Origin of the sequence: Cellulophaga sp. Hel_I_12 (assembly GCF_000799565.1) — a bacterium.
GTDB lineage: Bacteria > Bacteroidota > Bacteroidia > Flavobacteriales > Flavobacteriaceae > Cellulophaga.
Window position 1 is genome coordinate 2,727,010 of the sequence record NZ_JUHB01000001.1, and the last position, 18,265, is coordinate 2,745,274.

The 18,265-nt window shown below is 34.8% G+C and carries 14 protein-coding genes; 4 read left to right on the plus strand and 10 right to left on the minus strand.

Going from position 1 to position 18,265, the window contains the following annotated elements; all coding sequences use genetic code 11:
- Positions 1-2: 2 nt before the first annotated feature.
- From GQ45_RS11790 to GQ45_RS11800, 3 genes are read right to left on the minus strand one after another with little or no spacing between them, the layout of a single operon-like run.
- Positions 3-1,178, minus strand: a complete 1,176-nt coding sequence (locus GQ45_RS11790; protein ID WP_047418206.1) for an efflux RND transporter periplasmic adaptor subunit — start codon at positions 1,176-1,178, stop codon at positions 3-5.
- A gap of 41 nt (positions 1,179-1,219) precedes the next feature.
- Positions 1,220-2,557, minus strand: coding sequence for a TolC family protein (locus tag GQ45_RS11795; protein WP_047418208.1), 1,338 nt, complete (start codon positions 2,555-2,557; stop codon positions 1,220-1,222).
- Positions 2,558-3,163 carry a TetR/AcrR family transcriptional regulator gene (locus GQ45_RS11800; RefSeq protein ID WP_047418212.1) on the minus strand — a complete coding sequence of 202 codons (606 nt, stop codon included), beginning with the start codon at positions 3,161-3,163 and terminating at the stop codon, positions 2,558-2,560.
- Positions 3,164-3,485: 322 nt separating this feature from the next.
- On the opposite strand from GQ45_RS11800, the gene GQ45_RS11805 reads away from it, so the two are divergent.
- Positions 3,486-4,460, plus strand: coding sequence for a polyprenyl synthetase family protein (locus GQ45_RS11805; protein WP_047418215.1), 975 nt, complete (start codon positions 3,486-3,488; stop codon positions 4,458-4,460).
- A 51-nt stretch (positions 4,461-4,511) separates the two neighbouring features.
- Here the strand turns inward: GQ45_RS11805 and GQ45_RS11810 are convergent, their stop codons facing one another.
- Both GQ45_RS11810 and GQ45_RS11815 read right to left on the minus strand, forming a co-directional pair.
- Complete coding sequence (locus GQ45_RS11810) at positions 4,512-5,666, minus strand: lycopene cyclase family protein (RefSeq protein ID WP_047418218.1); 1,155 nt, start codon at positions 5,664-5,666, stop codon at positions 4,512-4,514.
- Positions 5,663-6,658 carry a hypothetical protein gene (locus GQ45_RS11815; protein ID WP_047418221.1) on the minus strand — a complete coding sequence of 332 codons (996 nt, stop codon included), beginning with the start codon at positions 6,656-6,658 and terminating at the stop codon, positions 5,663-5,665. Before GQ45_RS11815 ends, GQ45_RS11810 begins: the two co-directional genes overlap by 4 nt.
- Positions 6,659-6,881: 223 nt before the next feature.
- On the opposite strand from GQ45_RS11815, the gene GQ45_RS11820 reads away from it, so the two are divergent.
- Positions 6,882-7,292 (plus strand): DUF2141 domain-containing protein, encoded by a 411-nt coding sequence (locus GQ45_RS11820; RefSeq protein ID WP_047418223.1) that lies wholly within the window; start codon positions 6,882-6,884, stop codon positions 7,290-7,292.
- 261 nt (positions 7,293-7,553) lie between these two features.
- Here the strand turns inward: GQ45_RS11820 and GQ45_RS11825 are convergent, their stop codons facing one another.
- Entirely contained in the window at positions 7,554-10,814 is a 3,261-nt protein-coding gene (locus GQ45_RS11825; RefSeq protein ID WP_047418225.1) for a S41 family peptidase, read from the minus strand.
- Between the two features lie 178 nt (positions 10,815-10,992).
- Between GQ45_RS11825 and GQ45_RS11830 the strand changes: the two genes are divergently transcribed.
- Positions 10,993-11,379 carry a DUF423 domain-containing protein gene (locus tag GQ45_RS11830; protein WP_047418228.1) on the plus strand — a complete coding sequence of 129 codons (387 nt, stop codon included), beginning with the start codon at positions 10,993-10,995 and terminating at the stop codon, positions 11,377-11,379.
- Positions 11,380-11,525: 146 nt separating this feature from the next.
- Here the strand turns inward: GQ45_RS11830 and GQ45_RS11835 are convergent, their stop codons facing one another.
- From GQ45_RS11835 to GQ45_RS11850, 4 genes are all read right to left on the minus strand, one after another.
- Positions 11,526-13,061: a carboxypeptidase-like regulatory domain-containing protein gene (locus tag GQ45_RS11835; RefSeq protein ID WP_047418231.1), complete on the minus strand. Its 1,536-nt coding sequence runs from the start codon at positions 13,059-13,061 to the stop codon at positions 11,526-11,528.
- A gap of 398 nt (positions 13,062-13,459) precedes the next feature.
- A complete protein-coding gene (feoB, locus tag GQ45_RS11840; protein WP_047418236.1) occupies positions 13,460-15,697 on the minus strand; it encodes a ferrous iron transport protein B in 2,238 nt (745 codons plus the stop codon).
- Positions 15,694-15,939, minus strand: a complete 246-nt coding sequence (locus GQ45_RS11845; RefSeq protein WP_047418240.1) for a FeoA family protein — start codon at positions 15,937-15,939, stop codon at positions 15,694-15,696. Before GQ45_RS11845 ends, feoB begins: the two co-directional genes overlap by 4 nt.
- A 123-nt stretch (positions 15,940-16,062) precedes the next feature.
- On the minus strand, positions 16,063-16,749 hold the full coding sequence (locus GQ45_RS11850; protein WP_047418243.1) for an SCO family protein: 687 nt from the start codon (positions 16,747-16,749) through the stop codon (positions 16,063-16,065).
- A 161-nt stretch (positions 16,750-16,910) separates the two neighbouring features.
- Here GQ45_RS11850 and rseP point away from each other — a divergent pair, with 161 nt between their 5' ends.
- A complete protein-coding gene (gene rseP, locus GQ45_RS11855) occupies positions 16,911-18,236 on the plus strand; it encodes an RIP metalloprotease RseP (RefSeq protein ID WP_047418245.1) in 1,326 nt (441 codons plus the stop codon).
- Positions 18,237-18,265: the final 29 nt, after the last annotated feature.

Genomic DNA, 18,265 nt, shown 5'->3' on the forward strand with positions numbered 1-18,265 from the left:
GTTTATAAATTAATTACTTTAACTGTTTGTCCGTCTTCAACGCTACGCGCTCCTTCTTTTATAATTTCTGCGCCATTTTCAATACCTTCAAGTACTTCAATAATGTCGCCCTGTGTTCTACCCGTCTTAATAATTACCTTTTTAGCAATTCCCTCATTATTACTGCCTTTTTCATTTACAACATATACGTATTGCTCACCTTCTGCATTTTCAGAGATAATGCTTTGTGGTATTAAAAGAGCATTTTCATTGGTGTAATCGTTAATTTTTAATTTAGCAGTTAAGTTTGGTTTTATATCTTTTTCTTTCGTTGAAATACCAACTTCAACCTTAAAAGTTCTATTGGCTGGATTAATGAAGTCTCCAGCTTGCCTAACAGTGGCAAGCATTGTTTTTCCTAGTACGGGAAAATTCACTTCTACATTTTTACCCTTGGTAATGTTCCTAATATAGTTTTCAGGAACATCAGTTTCAATATACATATTGTCTAAATTTACGATACGCATTAATTGCGATTGTCCGGCTGCTACCACACTACCTTGATCGGTAATGACATCATCAATAGTCCCTGAAAATGGTGCTGTAACTCTAGTTTTAGCTATTTGTTGTTGTAATTGATCTACTGCTCTTGCTTGAGATTCATAGGTAGATTTTGCTTGTAGATATTGAATTTCACTACCAATATTTTGATCCCACAAACGTTTTTGACGCTCGAAAGTGGTTTTTGCTAATTCGGTTTGAATTTGTAATTGGGCTACTTGTTGTCCTAAACCACCATCATCAATTTTTGCCAAAAGTTGACCCTTGCTTACTTTTTGACCTTCCGTTACATAAACATCGGTTAAAATACCATTGTACTCCGGAGTGATTACAATTAGATTTTTAGTCGTTACATTCCCTTGAATTTCTAAATAGTGATTAAAAATTTCATTTTTAGCGGTAAACGTAGTAATTAAGGGTACTTTTTTTACCGTATCATATTTTGATAGAGCTTCATCTAAGCTTTTAATTTGATCTAATAAAACTTGTTGTTCCTCCACTAAGGAAACACGTTTTTCTTTTATTTTTTCTGGATTAGAAGTCGCTATGACCTCTTCTACCGTTTGTTTTTTATCATCTCCACAAGCTATGATAAGCATAGAAATACAAAGTATAGTGAATATATAGGGCTGTTTCATTTTTGAAAAAGTTTATTAAGTTTATGTTTTGTGGTTTTCCTTTAGTTATTGTTGAGTACTGTTTCTAAGGCAGTTTTAGTATTGATGACATCGACCATCGATTGTAAATGTTTGTTTTGAGCATCATACAATTGTGTTTGGGCCTGTCTTAGCTCAAAGCTTGTGGCAATACCTTCTGCATATTTAATCTGATTTTTATTTTCAATACGTTCAGCAAGTGCTAAATTTTCTTTGTTCGTTGCATACTGCTCAATAGCCAAAATATAATTGCTTTTTGATTGTTTTAGTTGCAAGCGTATTTGCTCTTCCGCTTCAGTTAATTGTGTTTTAGCTTTTTCTAAGGCAATTTTAGCTCTTTGGGTACTAGCACTTCTTTTTAAGGAACTAAAAATGGGAATACTTAAATCAAAACCTAAAACAGACGAATCGAACCATTGTGAGTCGGCGCTCAAAAAATTAAATTGATCGCTAAAAGCAGTACTGCCGTAATTTATAAAAGCGTTTAACGTAGGTAAGGCTCTACTTTTTTGAAGTTTTAATTCAAAAAAACGTTGTTCATTTAAGTTTAAAGCTAATTTATAATCCACGTTGTTGTTGATATTAAAGTCAGACTCAAGAATACTTAAATCGGTTTGTTTAAGTGTTAAATCATCTAAGTTTTCAGATAAAATTGTATTCGTATCGATAGCTATTCCCAATGTTAAGTTGAGCATCTGTAAAGTAATTTCTTGCAACCGAGTAGCATTTTTTAACTGATTTTCTACAGACGACAAAGTAATTTGCAATTGTTCTACACTTTCTTCATCACCTAAACCATTTTCAAATATTTTTCTGGTTTCAAAAAGGTTTTTTTCTAGTGTGGCTATATTTTTTTTAAATATGGCTACGCTTTCTTCTGCTAAAAGCACATTTCCATAAGCTTCAACAACGGCTTTTTTTACCTCTAAAACTGTTTTTTCTTTGTTATTAGCGCTATAACTAATGAAAGTTTTTGCCGCCTGTACACCAACAATATAAGAACCATCAAAAATTTGCTGCGATAATGTTGCTGAAATATTTGCCGTTTGAGGCTGTCCGAAAACGATGGGTATAAAAGTGCCTGGATCCCCACCTGCTAATTCTCCTGGTAGTAACGATACGGGCTGTTTAAGTTGGTTTTGGTAGCTTACAGCAGCATTAACTTGAGGTAAACCGTCAGCAATAGTCTCCCATTTTTGTTTTTGGGCATCTATAAGGTCTCTGTCGGCATTGATCGCATTATAATTATTTTCTAGCGCAAAAGCGATAGCTTCTTCTAGGGTAAAAGTTCTAGGAACTTCTTGTGAAAAGCCATTAAGCATGGTAAAAATGCCAAGTAATACTAGTAATTTAAAGTTCATTTATTCTTGGTTTGAGTTGATGAGATTGTTTAATATTTTTCTACCTTCTGGTGTAATTATGCCTCTGAGATGGTATTCCAAAAAATCGTCTTGCAATTTGTTGGTGGGAAACAGATCTGGAGGAAACAACTTAATATCTTTAATGCTAATGACCCCTGAAAAGTAAATTCTAGAAACAAAATCTATATTTAAGTTTTCACGGTAAATACCCATTGCTATTCCTTTTTTTATGTTGTTTACAACACAATGTTGCATCATCTCATACTGTTTTGACCGTATGGAAGCATAAATTTTAGGATAGTACTTTTGCAACTGATATTGGGGAGACGATTTTTCATCTTTTAAGTGCTGCATGACAAATTTTTTGATGTCTAGCAGCTCCTCAATGGGATTTTTTTGCAAAGCGCATATGGTATCGATTCCCGTTGAAATACGACAAAATAAATGTGAAGTACTTTCTTCCACCAGTTTGGTTTTGTTTTCAAAATGGGCGTAGATGGTCTTTTTAGAGATACCCATTTCATGGGCTAAATCGTCCATAGTCACACTTTTAAAACCAAGTGTTAAAAATAATTCTGTTGCTTTTTCTAAAACTTTTTCTTTCATATCGGCGCGCAAATGTACTACGGAAACTTTAAAAACAAATTAAGTTTCCAAAGTATTTACATTTATTTAACATTCGATGTTTGCATTACCTTCAAAAAGAAAAGAGATCGAGCTTTGGTTCTAACTATTGATTGGTGTACTGTTGAAGTCTATGTTAAATAGTATGAAAGAACATATTCCTTGTTCTCATACCGGCTCTTTTAATTTTTGTGACATAAGAAAGCTAGGAGCTAGTTAGAGCTTAAGGATACGTGAACTCAATAGGTTTTTTTAAAGATTAGAATATTCACCTTATTAACGTATTTTTGAAAAAAATTGTAGCATGCAAATTGTCGAAACCTACAGAACAGCATTTATTAGCTATTTAGAGTTAAAAACCAAGGAAAAAGAACCTTTGAATCTTTATGAACCCATCAGCTATATTCTGGGTTTAGGAGGTAAAAGATTAAGGCCTTTGTTGACGCTTATGACCACTGAAATTTTTGGAACCGATTATAGAAAAGCACTTGACGCTGCTTTAGCTATTGAAGTTTTTCATAATTTTTCTTTAGTTCATGATGATATTATGGATGATGCGCCTCTACGAAGAGGAAGTCTTACGGTGCATGAAAAATGGGATATTAATACGGCGATTCTTTCTGGTGATGCCATGTTAATCAATGCTTATCAGTTATTTGAGAATTATGAGGGCGAAGTTTTTAGAAGTTTGGCTAAATTATTTAGTAAAACGGCGATTGAAGTTTGTGAAGGGCAGCAGTACGATGTAGATTTTGAAACACGTGACGATGTAACCATTTCAGAGTATTTAAAAATGATTGAATACAAAACAGCTGTGCTCGTTGGGGCGGCCATGAAAATGGGTGCCATTATTGCGAATGTTTCAGAAAACACACAGCAGGATATTTATGAGTTTGGTAAAAATTTAGGAATAGCTTTTCAGTTGCAAGATGATTATTTAGATGCCTTCGGGGATCCAGAAACTTTTGGAAAGCAAGTTGGCGGTGATATTATTGAAAACAAAAAAACATTTTTATACCTTACTTCTTTAGCATCTGTTACCAAACAAGAAGCTAAAGAATTAGAACATTTATTTTCAATTCAGCCCAAAGACGTTACCGATAAAATTAGTACGGTTAAAACTATCTTTTTAAATAGCGGTGCCGCTGAACAAACTAAGAAAGAGATAGCCATGTATACTGAAAAAGCCTTTCAGGTTTTAGAGAAATTACCTATTTCGGAAGCTAAAAAAATGCTACTAAAAAAATTCGGAGAGAGCTTAATGCAACGGGAAGTTTAATTGGCATTTAAAGGTCTAAGAGGTTTAGGTTTATTGTAAATTTAAATAAGCTCAAAACCCAGTTTTTATTCTGTTTAAAAGTGCTTTCATAAAAGGCCATGGGGGTGGGCTACTAATAAATTTAAAATCTTCTAAAAAGCTGGTTTCTTCATCTAAAAATTTAAAAATCAGTTGAGGACTTCTCTTTTTGAAAAGCAATTCAAAGATAGATTGACCCAAGGCATTATTGGCAAAAAGTACATCCAACAATAACAAGTCATAAAACCAAAACTTATCTTTTTTATTAAAAGTGTTCAAGGGCTGTTCGTTTTTTAAATGTGCCACTAATTTTTTTACCTTTTTACTGGTGCTCATAAAGGTGTAGCCTGTACTCGCTTTGGTCCAACCTCCAGCAGTGCCAATATATAGAATAGTTTCTGTGTTTTTTTGAGCAAAATTAAAACAAGTCATAGGGATGCTGCCTTTCTCTGTCTCAGTTATTTCGTAATTTCTGATACCTAAATCATCGTTTAGATATTTTTTTATAGCTTCTTCATATTCGGATTTTTCGAGTAGTTTTTCAGAAAATAAAGTATATTCAACCAGTGCCTCTGTTTCGGAAAATGGCAAAATATACATAAAACGAGTATTTCCTTTCTGGGCTATGGAAAAATCCATAAAAGTAGCTGTTTTTTCATGAAAAGCTGCCTGGTCTGTTTTCACAAACCAACCTATAAAATGCTGTTGTAAAACAGGATATTTTTTTTGTAGTAGCGGTTCTTTATAATCGTAAATGCTATTAAAAACTTTTTCCGCTATATATGTAGTATTTTGGGTTTTTATGAGTTGGTGGCTAGTTGTTTTCTCTATGCTAATTACTTCGTCTTGTACGAAAGCAATGTTTTTATGCTGCGCTATTTTTCTTAGATAACTAGCATAAAAATCTTCGCCCTTAATCATCTTATAGCGATACGGGGCAATGCTGTACTCTTGTCTCAATTTTTTTCCAGCGAAGAAAATACTGTGCCACGTTCTAAAAAGTATGTCATCGAAATCACCTTCATCTTTTTCCCAAAAACACCATGTTCTGTCATTGGTTTGTTTGGCATCTTTATCTAGCAGTAAAATAGATTTCTCCTTAAAAAAGGGATCTTTTCCTATTGCATCTGCTAAAAGTAAGCCTGCGGCACCAGCGCCGATGATTATATAGTCGTAGGTTTGTATCATTCTATGAAATATGGTATTTTATGGGTAGTAATGATAGGCTTAGGTACCATTTTCTTTACTTTTTCTGTTCTTTCTATTATTGCAATAATCTCAATAGCAATATGAATACCATATAGGTTATCTGGATTTCTAATGCCCAAAAAACTTTTTTCCGTATGGGCCACTTTTACAATTCCCGATTTAAAGTTTTCACGAGATCCTTCTAGGGTAGCGGTAAAGTCCTCTTTTTCTTTGAATAATTCAGCTTCGGTATTTGACTGAATAAGGTAGATGTCACAAATATTTGCCCCTGGTGGTGGACTCAAATTACTTACAGCACTTTGGATCGACGCGTCATCTTTAATTAGTTTGGTAATTTGCGAAGCTAAATCAAAGGAGGATAAAGTAGTGTTAATGTCTTTTTCTTCTCTAGACGCTGTGAATACATAATACCATTCTTTGGTGTTTTTGGGCAGGTTTACTGGAATTATAATCCGATTTTTACCTCCCTTTACAAGGGCATTTGAAGTGCTATTGATATAAAATTTTTCGTTCTGAACGGTTTGGGTTTCTACTACTTTATGATCTATGAACTGCTCTACCGCTGGACCATAAATAGTGTCTTGTTTTTGTAAAAACCCAATTTTAGGTTTTTTATTTTTTGAGGAATTTACCACATAGGATAGGTCATAATCCACTGAATTTTTATTTTCATTTTTTATCAGCAGTTTAAAGATGCCATTTTTTGAAGCCATGAATTGTGTTTCAAAAACTTTAGTAAACTCTTCCTTAATTTTTAAAGTAGATAAACTTTCATAAACTAGTAGGCTATTTTTTTTAGCTTTTTTAGTTTTGTGAAGGGAAATCCTCAAGCTAATGGTATCCGTATCGTAAGCAGGAATATAGATTTCTTTCTGTTCATTTGGTGCAATGCTTATAATTTCATTATGCACTGATTGTGCATTTAACATAAAACACACACCAAAAATAATCAGACAACTGAAGGCTTTCATTTATGATTTTTTTATTCAAAGATACTAATTTATGCATTTGCTCTTGGTGTAAAAGGTCTCCTGTGAAAAAGGTCCTTGACCTACAAATTAGTTGTTCGAAATGAATCTTTTAAAAAATTTAGTTCAACATTTTTTAATTAGGCATGATTCATGATTTTAATTCAAAATACTTTTAGAACCAAATGAGGTAGTATTTTATACATTTTAATCTGAACTTAGCACTATGAAAAAATTACTTTTTTTAATACTACTACTTCCTATGACAATTTTTGCGCAACATAAAGTGACTTTACACATTACGAATGTTAAAAATACCAAAGGTGAAATAAGAGCAGCCCTTTACAATACTACAGAGAACTTTTTAAGGTTTGATAAAGTTTTTAAAGCTGCTGCTGTAAAGGCTATGAAAGGAAAAACTGTCTTAATTATGGAGGACATCCCTTCTGGGACTTATGCGATAGCCGTTTTTCATGATGAAAATTCCAATGAAAAATTAGACACTAATTTCATGGGTATTCCCAAAGAACCTTTGGGCTTTTCAATTGGGAAAATGAAAACCTTTGGACCTCCGAGTTTTAAAGAATGTTCTTTTGAACTCGATAGTGATAAAGAAATTACTATTGAAATTAAATAAAACTTAGATTCATGTTTTTGATACCTTCACTCTTAGGAGCACCGGTGTTTAAGGCTTTAGTTGAAAACACCAGTTTTAGAATTCATGAGATTGGTGGTCCTTTATGATGTGTGAATAAAAACTTCTTTGATTAAAATAGCCTTCTTTTTTAAAAATAGATTTTCAATATAGACCAACAAACCTTCATTTACTCTTAAAGTAAATGAAGGTTTGATCATCTAATTTTTTAGTTTCTCGTTGGTGGTATGTTAAATACTTCTATTAACGTTCGTCTTGATAGCCTTCAGGTCGTTTCCAACGAATAGGTGGAGCAGGTTCAGGCTTTATACTAAATTCTTGGGTTTTTAAAAGTCGCAGGGCTTCTTCAACGCCTTTTTCTAGTTGTGGGTCTTTGCCTGCTAATAACGATTTCGGATCTTGAATAACTTCAATATCTGGGGCAACACCATCACCTTCTACTGCCCATTCTCCATTAATGTCATAAAAACCACCTCTAGGTGCTACCATTCTACCACCATCTATAAAAGGTGGTGTATCCCAGGTGCCTACTAAGCCACCCCAAGTACGTGTGCCCACCAAAGGGCCTACTTTCTTCATATGAAACATATAGGGTAATAAATCACCTCCAGACCCAGAACGTTCGTTGATGAGCATCACTTTGGGGCCAAAAATTCCCGCTGCAGGGGATGTCCATGGTCGGTTTCCTTCTGTTTTGCTATTAAAATATCCGTAAGGCTCTCTCGTCATAATATCAATCATATAATCTGCCGCAGAACCACCGCCATTATTACGCTCGTCTATGATCACTCCTTTTTTATCTTGTTGCGAAAAGTAATAGCGATTAAAAGAGGTATATCCTCCGTTTCCTGTATTTGGTACATACACGTAAGCCAATTTTCCTCCGGAAAGCGCATCCACTTTACGACGGTTGCTTTCTATCCAATCGTACGTTCTTAGACCTCGATCGCTACGAACAGGCTTTACTAAAATTTCTTTTCCACCGCTTTGGGCAGTGGTGTTAATGGTTAAACGTGTTTCGCGACCCGCTGTTTGCTCTAAGAGCAAATACGGGTTGATAGTTCCCGTCAGGGGTTTACCATTAATAGCAGTAATGAAATCGCCTTCTTTTACCGCAATACCTGGTTGTGCTAACGGTGCTTCGGCATCAGGATTCCAGCTTTCCCCAGTGTAGATTTTTGAAATTTTGTAAAAGCCATTTTCAAGGACTAAGTCACATCCTAAAAGCCCTACCGGTACATTGTCAATATCTGGCATATCACCACCCGAAACATAAGAATGCCCAATGGCTACTTCACCACTCATAATATCCACCACATAATTCAAATCTGTCCGGTGACGTACATGTTTTATCCAAGGCGAATACCATTCGTAGATCGTGTTCCAAGGTGCTCCATGTACATTATTTACGTATAGAAAATCACGCATATAGCGCCATCCTTCTTTAAAAATTTGTTCGTACTCTGCGGTTGGATCTACCTTAATTTTGATGCTAATGGCTAAGTTATCTTTAGCTGGATCTGGTTTAGACGCCGTTTCAGTAAGCATCCAAGAGTTGTTTATATTGAGTAAAATATGCTTGCGATCATTTGAAACGACCATGGCATTAACTTTTGATGCATATTCATCGGCCTTCATTTTTTCTACATCATATTTATGTAATTTGAGACCATTTTCATTAGGCACGGCTTCTGCAATGAAAATTGTATTTTTTGGCCCTTTCGCTAAAGCCGTATAATTTCTATCCGATAATGGTAAAGCAACTATCCTGTTATAAATTCCCTCTGCATCAATAGTGACACTTACTTTGGGCGTTTTTTCTTCTTCTTTGTCTTTATCTTTTTTGTTATTTTTTGATGCGATTTCAGGAGTGCTTACCGCTTTTTCTTCATCGGTTTTGGGTAGGGTTGGCGCTTTGCCCTCTTTCGAAAGAACAATGGCATAAAGGCTTCTAGTAACATTGGTGTCATAAGAACTCATATCTAACCAACCCGATTGTAAACCGTAATTGGTACTTGCTAAAAAGTAAAGATAGGCCCCAGTTTCATCCCAAACAGGGCTGATAGCATCTGCAAGTCCATCTGTAAGTTGAATGGTTTTTTTGTTGTTTATGTTGTAAGCAAAAATAGCTTTGAAATTACTAACCAATTGTTTTGGATAGCTTATCCATTGGCTATCTGGTGACCAAACAGGATTCATAGTTCTGTTTGGGTGAGCATACGAATCTGTAGCTACTTTCTCAGCATTTCCGGTATTGAGATTCAAAACCCATATATTGTAATCTGTATCTGAATAGGCAATATAATTGGCATCAGGAGACCAGTCCGGTGTAAAATAGAAGGTGTTATTGGGTAAACTATAACTTTTTTGATTGGCTCCATCTTGATTAGCGGTTACCAGTTGATATTCGCCTGAAGCGTCAGAGAACCAAGCAATTTTGTCGCCTTTCGGTGACCAAACTGGAGCCCGATCTGCAATACCCGGAGTGTTCGTGATATTTTTCCAAGTTCCATTTTCTTTAGGAACCGTGAATATTTCACCTCGATGTTCAAAAACCGCTCTTTTCCCTGTAGGAGAAATATTGGCATTTGTAAGTTGTCTAGCACTTACATCTTCCCATCTTGGTCTAGAAAAATTCATATCTCCATTGATGGTGATCGAAAGTTGTTTTGTTTCACTTGTTTTAGGATTAAGAAGATGTAAATAACCACCTTGTTCGTAAACGATGGCACTTTTACTGGCATCTAAACTTTTAACATCGAATTTTTTATGAAAAGTAAGTTGTTTTTCTGCTTTGGTTTCAGGATCGAAAGACCAGATATTACTGGCAAAATCACGTTCTGATAAATAGTAAACCTTAGCATCAAACCAAACAGGATCTAAATGACGTTCTTGAGTGGGTTGGGGAGTTGTTATTAAATCTTTGGTTTCCATGTTAACAATCCAAATGGGCATGGCCTGACCGCCTCGATAATTTCGCCATTCAGGATCCCAAGAAGTAATAGGCGTATAGGCAATATATGTACCATCATCAGAAATTTCTCCATAAGCGGCTCTCGGAATATCAATAGCCACGGGAAAACTACCCGCTACCGACACCTTATATAATTTATTGGTCAAAGTAGGCTGACCGTCTCTGCCAGAACGGAAAAGCACTTCGCCGTCCGGTGTCCATCCCTGCACATAATCGCCATCAGGGTGGTAGGTTAATCGTTTTGGTTCTCCACCTTCAGAGGGGATTGTATACACATCAACATTGCCATCATATTCCGCTGTAAAGGCAATAGTTTTTCCGTCTTTTGAAAAATGTGGACTAGATTCGTAGCCTTCATTACTTGTTAATCGAATGGCTTGGCCACCATTGATACTCGTTTTCCACAAATCATTGGCATACACAAAAACAATTTCGGTTTCTGATGCTGTTGGTTGTCGCAGTAGTTGTGTTCCTTGCGCTTGTGAGTAAAAGGAAGCTAGTAAAATAACAATCGAGTAGATAGTTTTCATGAGTTGAAGTTTAGACTTTAAATATAAAGAAAAGATTATTGAAAAATGAATACGAAGTAAAGAATAAGGATTTACGTTTATTTAAAGACCCAAGACCCAAGACCCAAGACCCAAGACCCAAGACCCAAGAGCCGAAAACTGATATAACATTCTTATCTTTGATTAAAATTTGAAAACTATGATTTTATTAGTTCAATTTATGGGTGCCTTGTACGGAATGTTAGCTGTTCTATTTGGCGCTTTCGGCGCGCACACCTTAAAAAAGACATTGTCTGATGACCAATTAAAAAGTTTTGAGACAGGGGTCAAATACCAAATGTATCATGCTATTTTGCTAGTGATCATTGGGTACAATTTTAATTTTATAACACCCTTAGAAACCAATATTGCTTATTGCTTTATTATTGGTACATTTTTATTTTCCTTTAGCATCTACGGCCTTAGTATTAGTGCCTCAAAAAATAAAAAACTTAGAATATTGGGGCCAATAACTCCGATAGGAGGTTTGTTTTTGGTCGCAGGTTGGGGACTATTATTGTATGCTTATATAAAAGATATTTTTTAAGGCATTGCATTCCTCGAGGCCTCAGAAATTTAGCCTTCAAATAATCAAAAGCAGTTAAAAAACAGTAGGGAGACGTGATCTTCACGCGAATAGTCTAGCGGTCTTGATTCTTGTATCTTATTGGGTTCGCTTACCAGTCGACGTATTTACTCTGTTTTCTCCTCCGTTGCGGTAAAGGTTTTTATGGCGGTATTAGGTTCCATAATCGAATAGCCTTTCCAAAATTCTGGATCATAACGTGCTAAATAGGTAGGGGTAATCTTATTGTTTTCTTGAATAGCCTCAAATGTTCCAGGATTTATTTCTTGGGTATCAAAAACTACAATTTCATATTTATTTACGTTTGTAACGGCTGCATCAAAATCAAGTGAAAGTTCATTTTGTTTGTTTTTACCTTTTACAATCTTATTAAATTCTATAATTTTTAGTGGTCGTTTTGCACCTGCTAAAACACCACCTTCTTTTTCTACATACCGCAAATTATATTTATTAGCGGCATCTTTATAAAATATCATTTTTCCTTTTTCTAGATACTCATTCATAAAAACACCTAAAAGTTTAAATGATTTTAATGGTTTTACGTTTTCATAATCGGCCCGTACTACGGCAAAATCATCTGCATTAATGTATAAGGTTCCCTTATAATCTGCGCCTCCTTTGGGTTCAAAGTTTAAAACATAGACGACATCAGCTCCTAAATACGTCAATTCTTTTAACGTGAAATTATATTTTCTAGATTTTGTAATAAAATTAAGATCGGTATCTTCCATAAAAATCAAATCTTGAAAAAGCTTAGAGATTTGATTTTTTGTGCTATTGGCAAAATAGCGTTTGGCATTTTCTTTTCGTTTTTTTTCTTCTTCTATTTTTTTGTTTAAAGCATTGACGTCGCTTGAATCTATTTCCTTTCCGAAGAGTTCGTCGTTATCTATTTTCGTACCAAATAAACCTGATTTTATTTTTAAATACGAATCTGGTTTTACATTTTCTTTTAAAATTTGTTCTAGTTTTTTCTCTAAAATATCAAAATCGACTTCCGTATTTTTATCGTACATTTTAGAGGCTTTGATAAGCTCTATTTTTTGTTTGTCGGTGGATAAATTTCCTGATAAATCGGCTAAAACTTCGGTGTAATAATCAGAGCTTCTAGGAACTGAATTTATAAAATTATCTACAAATTGTTTGTCAAAGGCATCAATCGTCGATTTAAAATCTGAATAGTTGGTTCTGTTAATGTATTGATGGTAATGATCTCTAAAAAACAATCTTTTTTTAGTTAATGACGTATTGTAATTCTTTTCCAGATTATCTTCTACCAATTCAATTAATTCTTCAGCAGTGTAGTTTTTATTGGTGACAATGACGTTTTTTAGCGCAATACTCTGTGGGGCTAAAAGCACAATGCTATCCTTGAAATTTTCAATACTAATCGCGTAGGTTTTAAAACCCATACTTGATATAAATAGGGAATCTGTTGGCGCACTTTTTTTCTGAAGCAACACGCTAAAACTACCCTCGGCATTAGAAATTACACCACCTTCGTCAGCGAACTGGATGGTTGCAAAAGGAATAGGTTCTTTTGAAATCGAGTCTAAAATTTTAGCGCTTAAGGTTTGAGATTGGCCTTGTGCACTAAAATGTAAAGTACAGCATACAAAAAAGAAAGTGAAATAAAATTTCATAGAATTAGTTGGGTATTAGTGTAACAAAAGAAACGATAGATCAGAAACAATCCACCCTATTTTTGATTTTATTAAGAGCTATTTAGTACTTATTTAACGGATATTTAAAAAAAATGTCGATTCTTTAACTAAAGACGTTTCATTTTCGCAAAAGGTTGCCCGACACAGGAGAATTTTTACGTTTGAACAGAATGAAAAAGACCAATATTCAAGGCGCTACATGGGAGGTTTAACAATTTCGCTTATCGCTTTGCGATTAATGGCATCCGCAATCGCCGCAAGAATTGGATTTTTTTTGAGACGAAAAAAAACGTTTTGGTAAAAAGAATTTTTTAACAACATAGCCTACGGCAATGGCAAGGGTACAATAAACAAGTATGTGCTGTAGTGCTTCCATTTTATTTCAAAGTTTGATAAGCAATTAAGGCAACAACATAAGCAAAGGCACTCATGAATACGAGCTGAGCAATAGGCCATTTCCAGGTGTTGGTTTCTCTTTTTACAATAGCCAAAGTACTAGCGCACTGCATAGCAAAGGCATAGAATAGTAATAACGAAATGCCTGATGCCAAATTAAATAACGGTTTTTGTGTTCGAGGATTTATTTCGGCCGCCATTCTATTGGTGATGGTATCTGTTTCATCGCTACCAACACTATAAATAGTCGCTAAAGTACCCACAAAAACTTCACGCGCTGCGAACGAAGTTAATACGGCAATACCAATTTTCCAATCATAACCTAATGGCTCAACAATGGGGGTAATGGCTTTTCCCATATAGCCTATATAGGAGTTTTCTAGTTTAAAACTAGCAATTTCTTGACTTTTAGCGGTTTCAAAAAGAGCAAGCGATTTTTGAGCTAAAGAATCTTGAATCGCCATAGCATCTATGGTATACCTATTCGTAGCGACACTATCTTTTAAAGCGTTCTCATACCCTAGTAATATGCCTTTATTGTTCAAGGTATTAAATTCAGACAAGCCTTGTTGTTCAATTTTATTTTGAACAATGGTTTCTGCATTTTTAAAATTATCAGAAATACCATTAGAGCCTAAAAACCAAAGAATAATAGAAATGGCTAAAATAATTTTACCTGCACCAAAAACAAAACTTTTGGTTTTTTCAAGAACAGTGTAGGCTACATTCTTAAGTAACGGAAGTTTATAGTTCGGCATTTCCACTACAAAAAACGATTTGCTTTTGATTTTTAATATTTTATTTAAAATCATAGCAGACAAAATTGCTGCGGCGAAGCCAATTAAATATAGAAGCATTAAGGTTAATGCTTGATAACTAAGGCCAATAAAACGGCCTTCTGGAATCACCAGTTCAATAATAATTAAATACACAGGTAATCGGGCAGAACATGTTGTAAAAGGAGTTACTAAAATCGTAATTAGGCGTTCTTTCCAATTTTCAATAGTACGTGTTGCCATGATGGCAGGGATGGCACAGGCCGTACCTGAAATTAAGGGCACTACACTTTTACCACTGAGTCCGAATGGGCGCATAACACGATCCATTAAAAACACGACACGGCTCATATATCCAGTTTCTTCTAGCAAAGCGATGAATAAAAATAAGAAGGCTATTTGAGGGATAAAAATGACGATTCCGCCGATACCGGCTAAAATGCCTTCCGCCAATAAATTGGTAAAGACCCCTGGCGGTAAGCTATTTTTAACCCATTCACTTGCATTGGCAAAAAAACCTTCAATTAAATCCATTGGGTATTCGCTCCAATCATAAATGGCTTGGAAAATGGTCAATAGGATAAGAAAGAAAATAAGATAACCAAAAACCTTATGGGTGAGTATTTTGTCTAGGGTTGCCCTTAGTCCTTTGGCGGCATTAATATCTATTTTGAGCGTTTGTTTAAGAATACCATTAATATACTGATACCTTAAAATAGTTTCTTTTTGTTGTAATCTTTTTAACTCAGATTTGGTTTTAGTGGCAAATGATGCTGTATTTTGAAAAATGTTTTTTTCAATGGGCATAAAGTTTACATCCTGTGTAATCACCAGCCAAAGCTTATACACATCTTCTTTTGGGAATGTGGTTTTTAATTTTTCAAAATAACTGGGATCTATAACCGTAGTATCTATGTTAGGCTTTGTACTTAGATTTTTGTAATCAAGAATAAGATCTTTTAGGTATTCTATCCCTGTTTTTTTGCGGGTACTTACTACGGCAATTTTAGTGTCTAACTTTTCTTCTAGCAATCCTACATCAATTGAAATGCCTTTTCTTGACATTCTATCTGCCATATTGATCACTAGGATAGCCGGTATTTTTAAATCTTTAATTTGTGTAAATAATAGTAGATTTCGCTTTAAATTTTCTACATCAGCAATGACTACGGCTACATCAGGAAAATCTTTATCGTTTTTATTTAATAGTAATTCTACAGCAACACTTTCATCCAAAGAAGTGGTGTTTAAGCTGTAGGTCCCTGGCAAATCAATGATATGTGCTTTTATGCCGCGAGGAAGCTTGCAAATACCTTCTTTTTTTTCGACTGTAATTCCAGGGTAATTACCCACTTTTTGGTTTAATCCAGTGAGTTGATTAAATACAGATGTTTTTCCTGTATTTGGGTTTCCGATAAGTGCTACATTAATTTGTTTGCTCATAATAGGGCAGCATCGTCAGTTAGTTCCAATTCAATTAATTCAGCCACAGAACGGCGTATGGCAATATGCGATCCATTTACATTAATGTAAATAGGATCTTTCAATGGAGCAACCTGTATTAACTCTACCTCATTGCCAGGCAAGCAACCCAACTCTAGTAGCTTTATAGGTAAAATATCGTCGGCAAATTCCTTGATAATTCCCTTTTCTCCTCTTTTAAGTTGTGCGACCGTTTTTATCAATTTTTATTTAGATTGATTATAATTAAGACAAATGTAAGCTTAATTTAGGAAAAGAAAAAGGAAATAGTTGTTCTCTATGTACTGCTAAATCGATACCCTATTATTTTAAGCTTAAAAAAACCATTACTCCGTATCGGTATTCTCGGAAGATGCTTTTAATACTGCTAAATCTGCCAAAAGACGTTGTATTTCTTCAGGATCTGTGCCGTCGTATGTGCCGCGAATTCTACGTTTTTTATCAATCAACATAAAATTTTCAGTGTGTATCATGTCGAAAGGACCTCCATCACCATCAGATTTTACGGCCATATAGGATTTTCTTGCCAGGGCATAAATTTGTTTCTTATCGCCAGTAACCAAATTCCATTTACGATCAACAACTCCTTTTGCCAAGGCATATTTTTTTAATTGAGGGACAGAATCAATCTCTGGAGTTACTGAATGTGATAACAATAGTACGTCCTCGTCATTTAAAATTTCTTTTTGTATTTGGGCCATATGTTCTGTCATAATGGGGCATATAGTGGGGCAAGTGGTGAAAAAGAAGTCAGCGATATAAATCTTGTCTTGATAATCTTCGTTCGTAATTACTTTCCCATTTTGGTTGATAAGAGAAAAATCGGCAATGGTATGGTATTTTTTTACATGGGTAATCGATGAGTCAACCAGTTCAGGATTAAAATCTGCTGGTTGGTAAATGCGCAAAATTTTAACGGGCTGTAGCGCATTAAAAAAGAGGTACATGATGACCGCAGAAAGACCTAACATCACTACACCAAATAATTTATATTTTGAAAAGAATTGACGCATATTTTTTTTACAAAGATACTGCCCATTATTATAAATAGTAAACGCTTTTAGCACTTATGCTGCTAAATATTTCTTAAAAAAAATGGGAGAGAAATAGTTTGCTTTTTTTAGACTTTTTAAAAGCTTACTTTTGGCGCTTTAAAATACTAATTATTTCGTTAATGGATTATTTTATACAGATTCTTACCTTTATTTTAATCATATCAATTTTAGTTGTTTTACACGAATTAGGACATTACATCCCAGCAAAATATTTTAAAACCAAGGTAGAAAAGTTCTATTTGTTTTTTGATGTAAAATTTTCACTTTTTAAGAAAAAAATTGGAGAAACAGAATACGGTATCGGATGGTTGCCGCTAGGGGGTTATGTCAAAATTGCTGGTATGATTGATGAAAGCATGGATACCGAGCAACTAAAAAAAGATCCAGAACCATGGGAATTTAGATCAAAACCAGCTTGGCAACGCTTGATTATTATGTTAGGTGGTGTTACGGTAAACTTTTTTCTCGCCTGGCTGATTTATAGTGGTTTATTTTTTACGGTAGGTGATCGCTATATTCCAGCATCGAACATCAAACACGGTATTTTAGTAGATTCAATTGGGGAACGAATTGGACTTAAAACTGGAGATCAGATTTTAGAAATAGATGGTAAAAAAACAAAGAAGTTTGATGATGCAATGATCGATATTCTTCTTGGGGACAATATTACTGTAGATCGCAACGGCGAAAAAATTACATTTCCTATACCAGAAGAGGGCATAAGAGATGTTTTAGGTGCAAAAGGAAGACGCTTTTTAAGTTATAGAACGCTTTGGGTGGTTGACACTGTTATTCCGGGGAAACCTGCAGAAAATGCAGGTATTTTAAAAGGCGATAGATTAATTGCAGTGAACGATAAAAAAACAGAGTATTGGAATGAGTTTGTGCAAGAAATAAGTGCTTCGGCTACTAAATCCTTAAGTATCACTTTAGAAAGAGACGGTAGAGAAGAAATAATTGATGTAAGGGTGGGGGAAGATGGTGCTATAGGTGTAGGTCCAAAAATAGAAGATATAAGTATTACCGATGATTATACGCTTTTAGCGTCTATACCTGCGGGTTTTACAGAAACTATAAATGTCTTAACCAAGCAAATAAAGCAATTCAAAATCATCTTTAAACCAAAAACAGAGGCGTATAAAGCGGTACGTGGACCTATAGGTATCGTTGATATGATGCCGGCGAGTTGGGACTGGATGTTTTTCTGGAGCTTTTTAGCGATGTTTTCGGTGTGGTTGGCATTTGTAAATCTACTACCCATACCAGCATTAGATGGTGGGCATGTTATGTTTTTGCTATACGAGATGATCTCAGGAAGAGCACCGAGTGAAAAAGTTTTAGAGCGCGGTCAAATCATTGGTTTTGTGATTATTATGTCGTTAATGGCGGTTATTTTTGGTCACGATATTTGGGTATTGATTCAAGAGAAAATATTAAATAAGTAAGTAAATAAAAAAAAAGTAAAATTTCCTAT

Excerpts from the sequence above, each read along its gene's own strand:
- GQ45_RS11790 (WP_047418206.1), bottom strand. The coding sequence starts at position 1,178 with ATGAAACAGCCCTATATATTCACTATACTTTGTATTTCTATGCTTATC.
- GQ45_RS11795 (WP_047418208.1), bottom strand. The coding sequence starts at position 2,557 with ATGAACTTTAAATTACTAGTATTACTTGGCATTTTTACCATGCTTAAT.
- GQ45_RS11800 (WP_047418212.1), bottom strand. The coding sequence starts at position 3,163 with ATGAAAGAAAAAGTTTTAGAAAAAGCAACAGAATTATTTTTAACACTT.
- GQ45_RS11805 (WP_047418215.1), top strand. The coding sequence starts at position 3,486 with ATGCAAATTGTCGAAACCTACAGAACAGCATTTATTAGCTATTTAGAG.
- GQ45_RS11810 (WP_047418218.1), bottom strand. The coding sequence starts at position 5,666 with ATGATACAAACCTACGACTATATAATCATCGGCGCTGGTGCCGCAGGC.
- GQ45_RS11815 (WP_047418221.1), bottom strand. The coding sequence starts at position 6,658 with ATGAAAGCCTTCAGTTGTCTGATTATTTTTGGTGTGTGTTTTATGTTA.
- GQ45_RS11820 (WP_047418223.1), top strand. The coding sequence starts at position 6,882 with ATGAAAAAATTACTTTTTTTAATACTACTACTTCCTATGACAATTTTT.
- GQ45_RS11825 (WP_047418225.1), bottom strand. The coding sequence starts at position 10,814 with ATGAAAACTATCTACTCGATTGTTATTTTACTAGCTTCCTTTTACTCA.
- GQ45_RS11830 (WP_047418228.1), top strand. The coding sequence starts at position 10,993 with ATGATTTTATTAGTTCAATTTATGGGTGCCTTGTACGGAATGTTAGCT.
- GQ45_RS11835 (WP_047418231.1), bottom strand. The coding sequence starts at position 13,061 with ATGAAATTTTATTTCACTTTCTTTTTTGTATGCTGTACTTTACATTTT.
- feoB (WP_047418236.1), bottom strand. The coding sequence starts at position 15,697 with ATGAGCAAACAAATTAATGTAGCACTTATCGGAAACCCAAATACAGGA.
- GQ45_RS11850 (WP_047418243.1), bottom strand. The coding sequence starts at position 16,749 with ATGCGTCAATTCTTTTCAAAATATAAATTATTTGGTGTAGTGATGTTA.
- rseP (WP_047418245.1), top strand. The coding sequence starts at position 16,911 with ATGGATTATTTTATACAGATTCTTACCTTTATTTTAATCATATCAATT.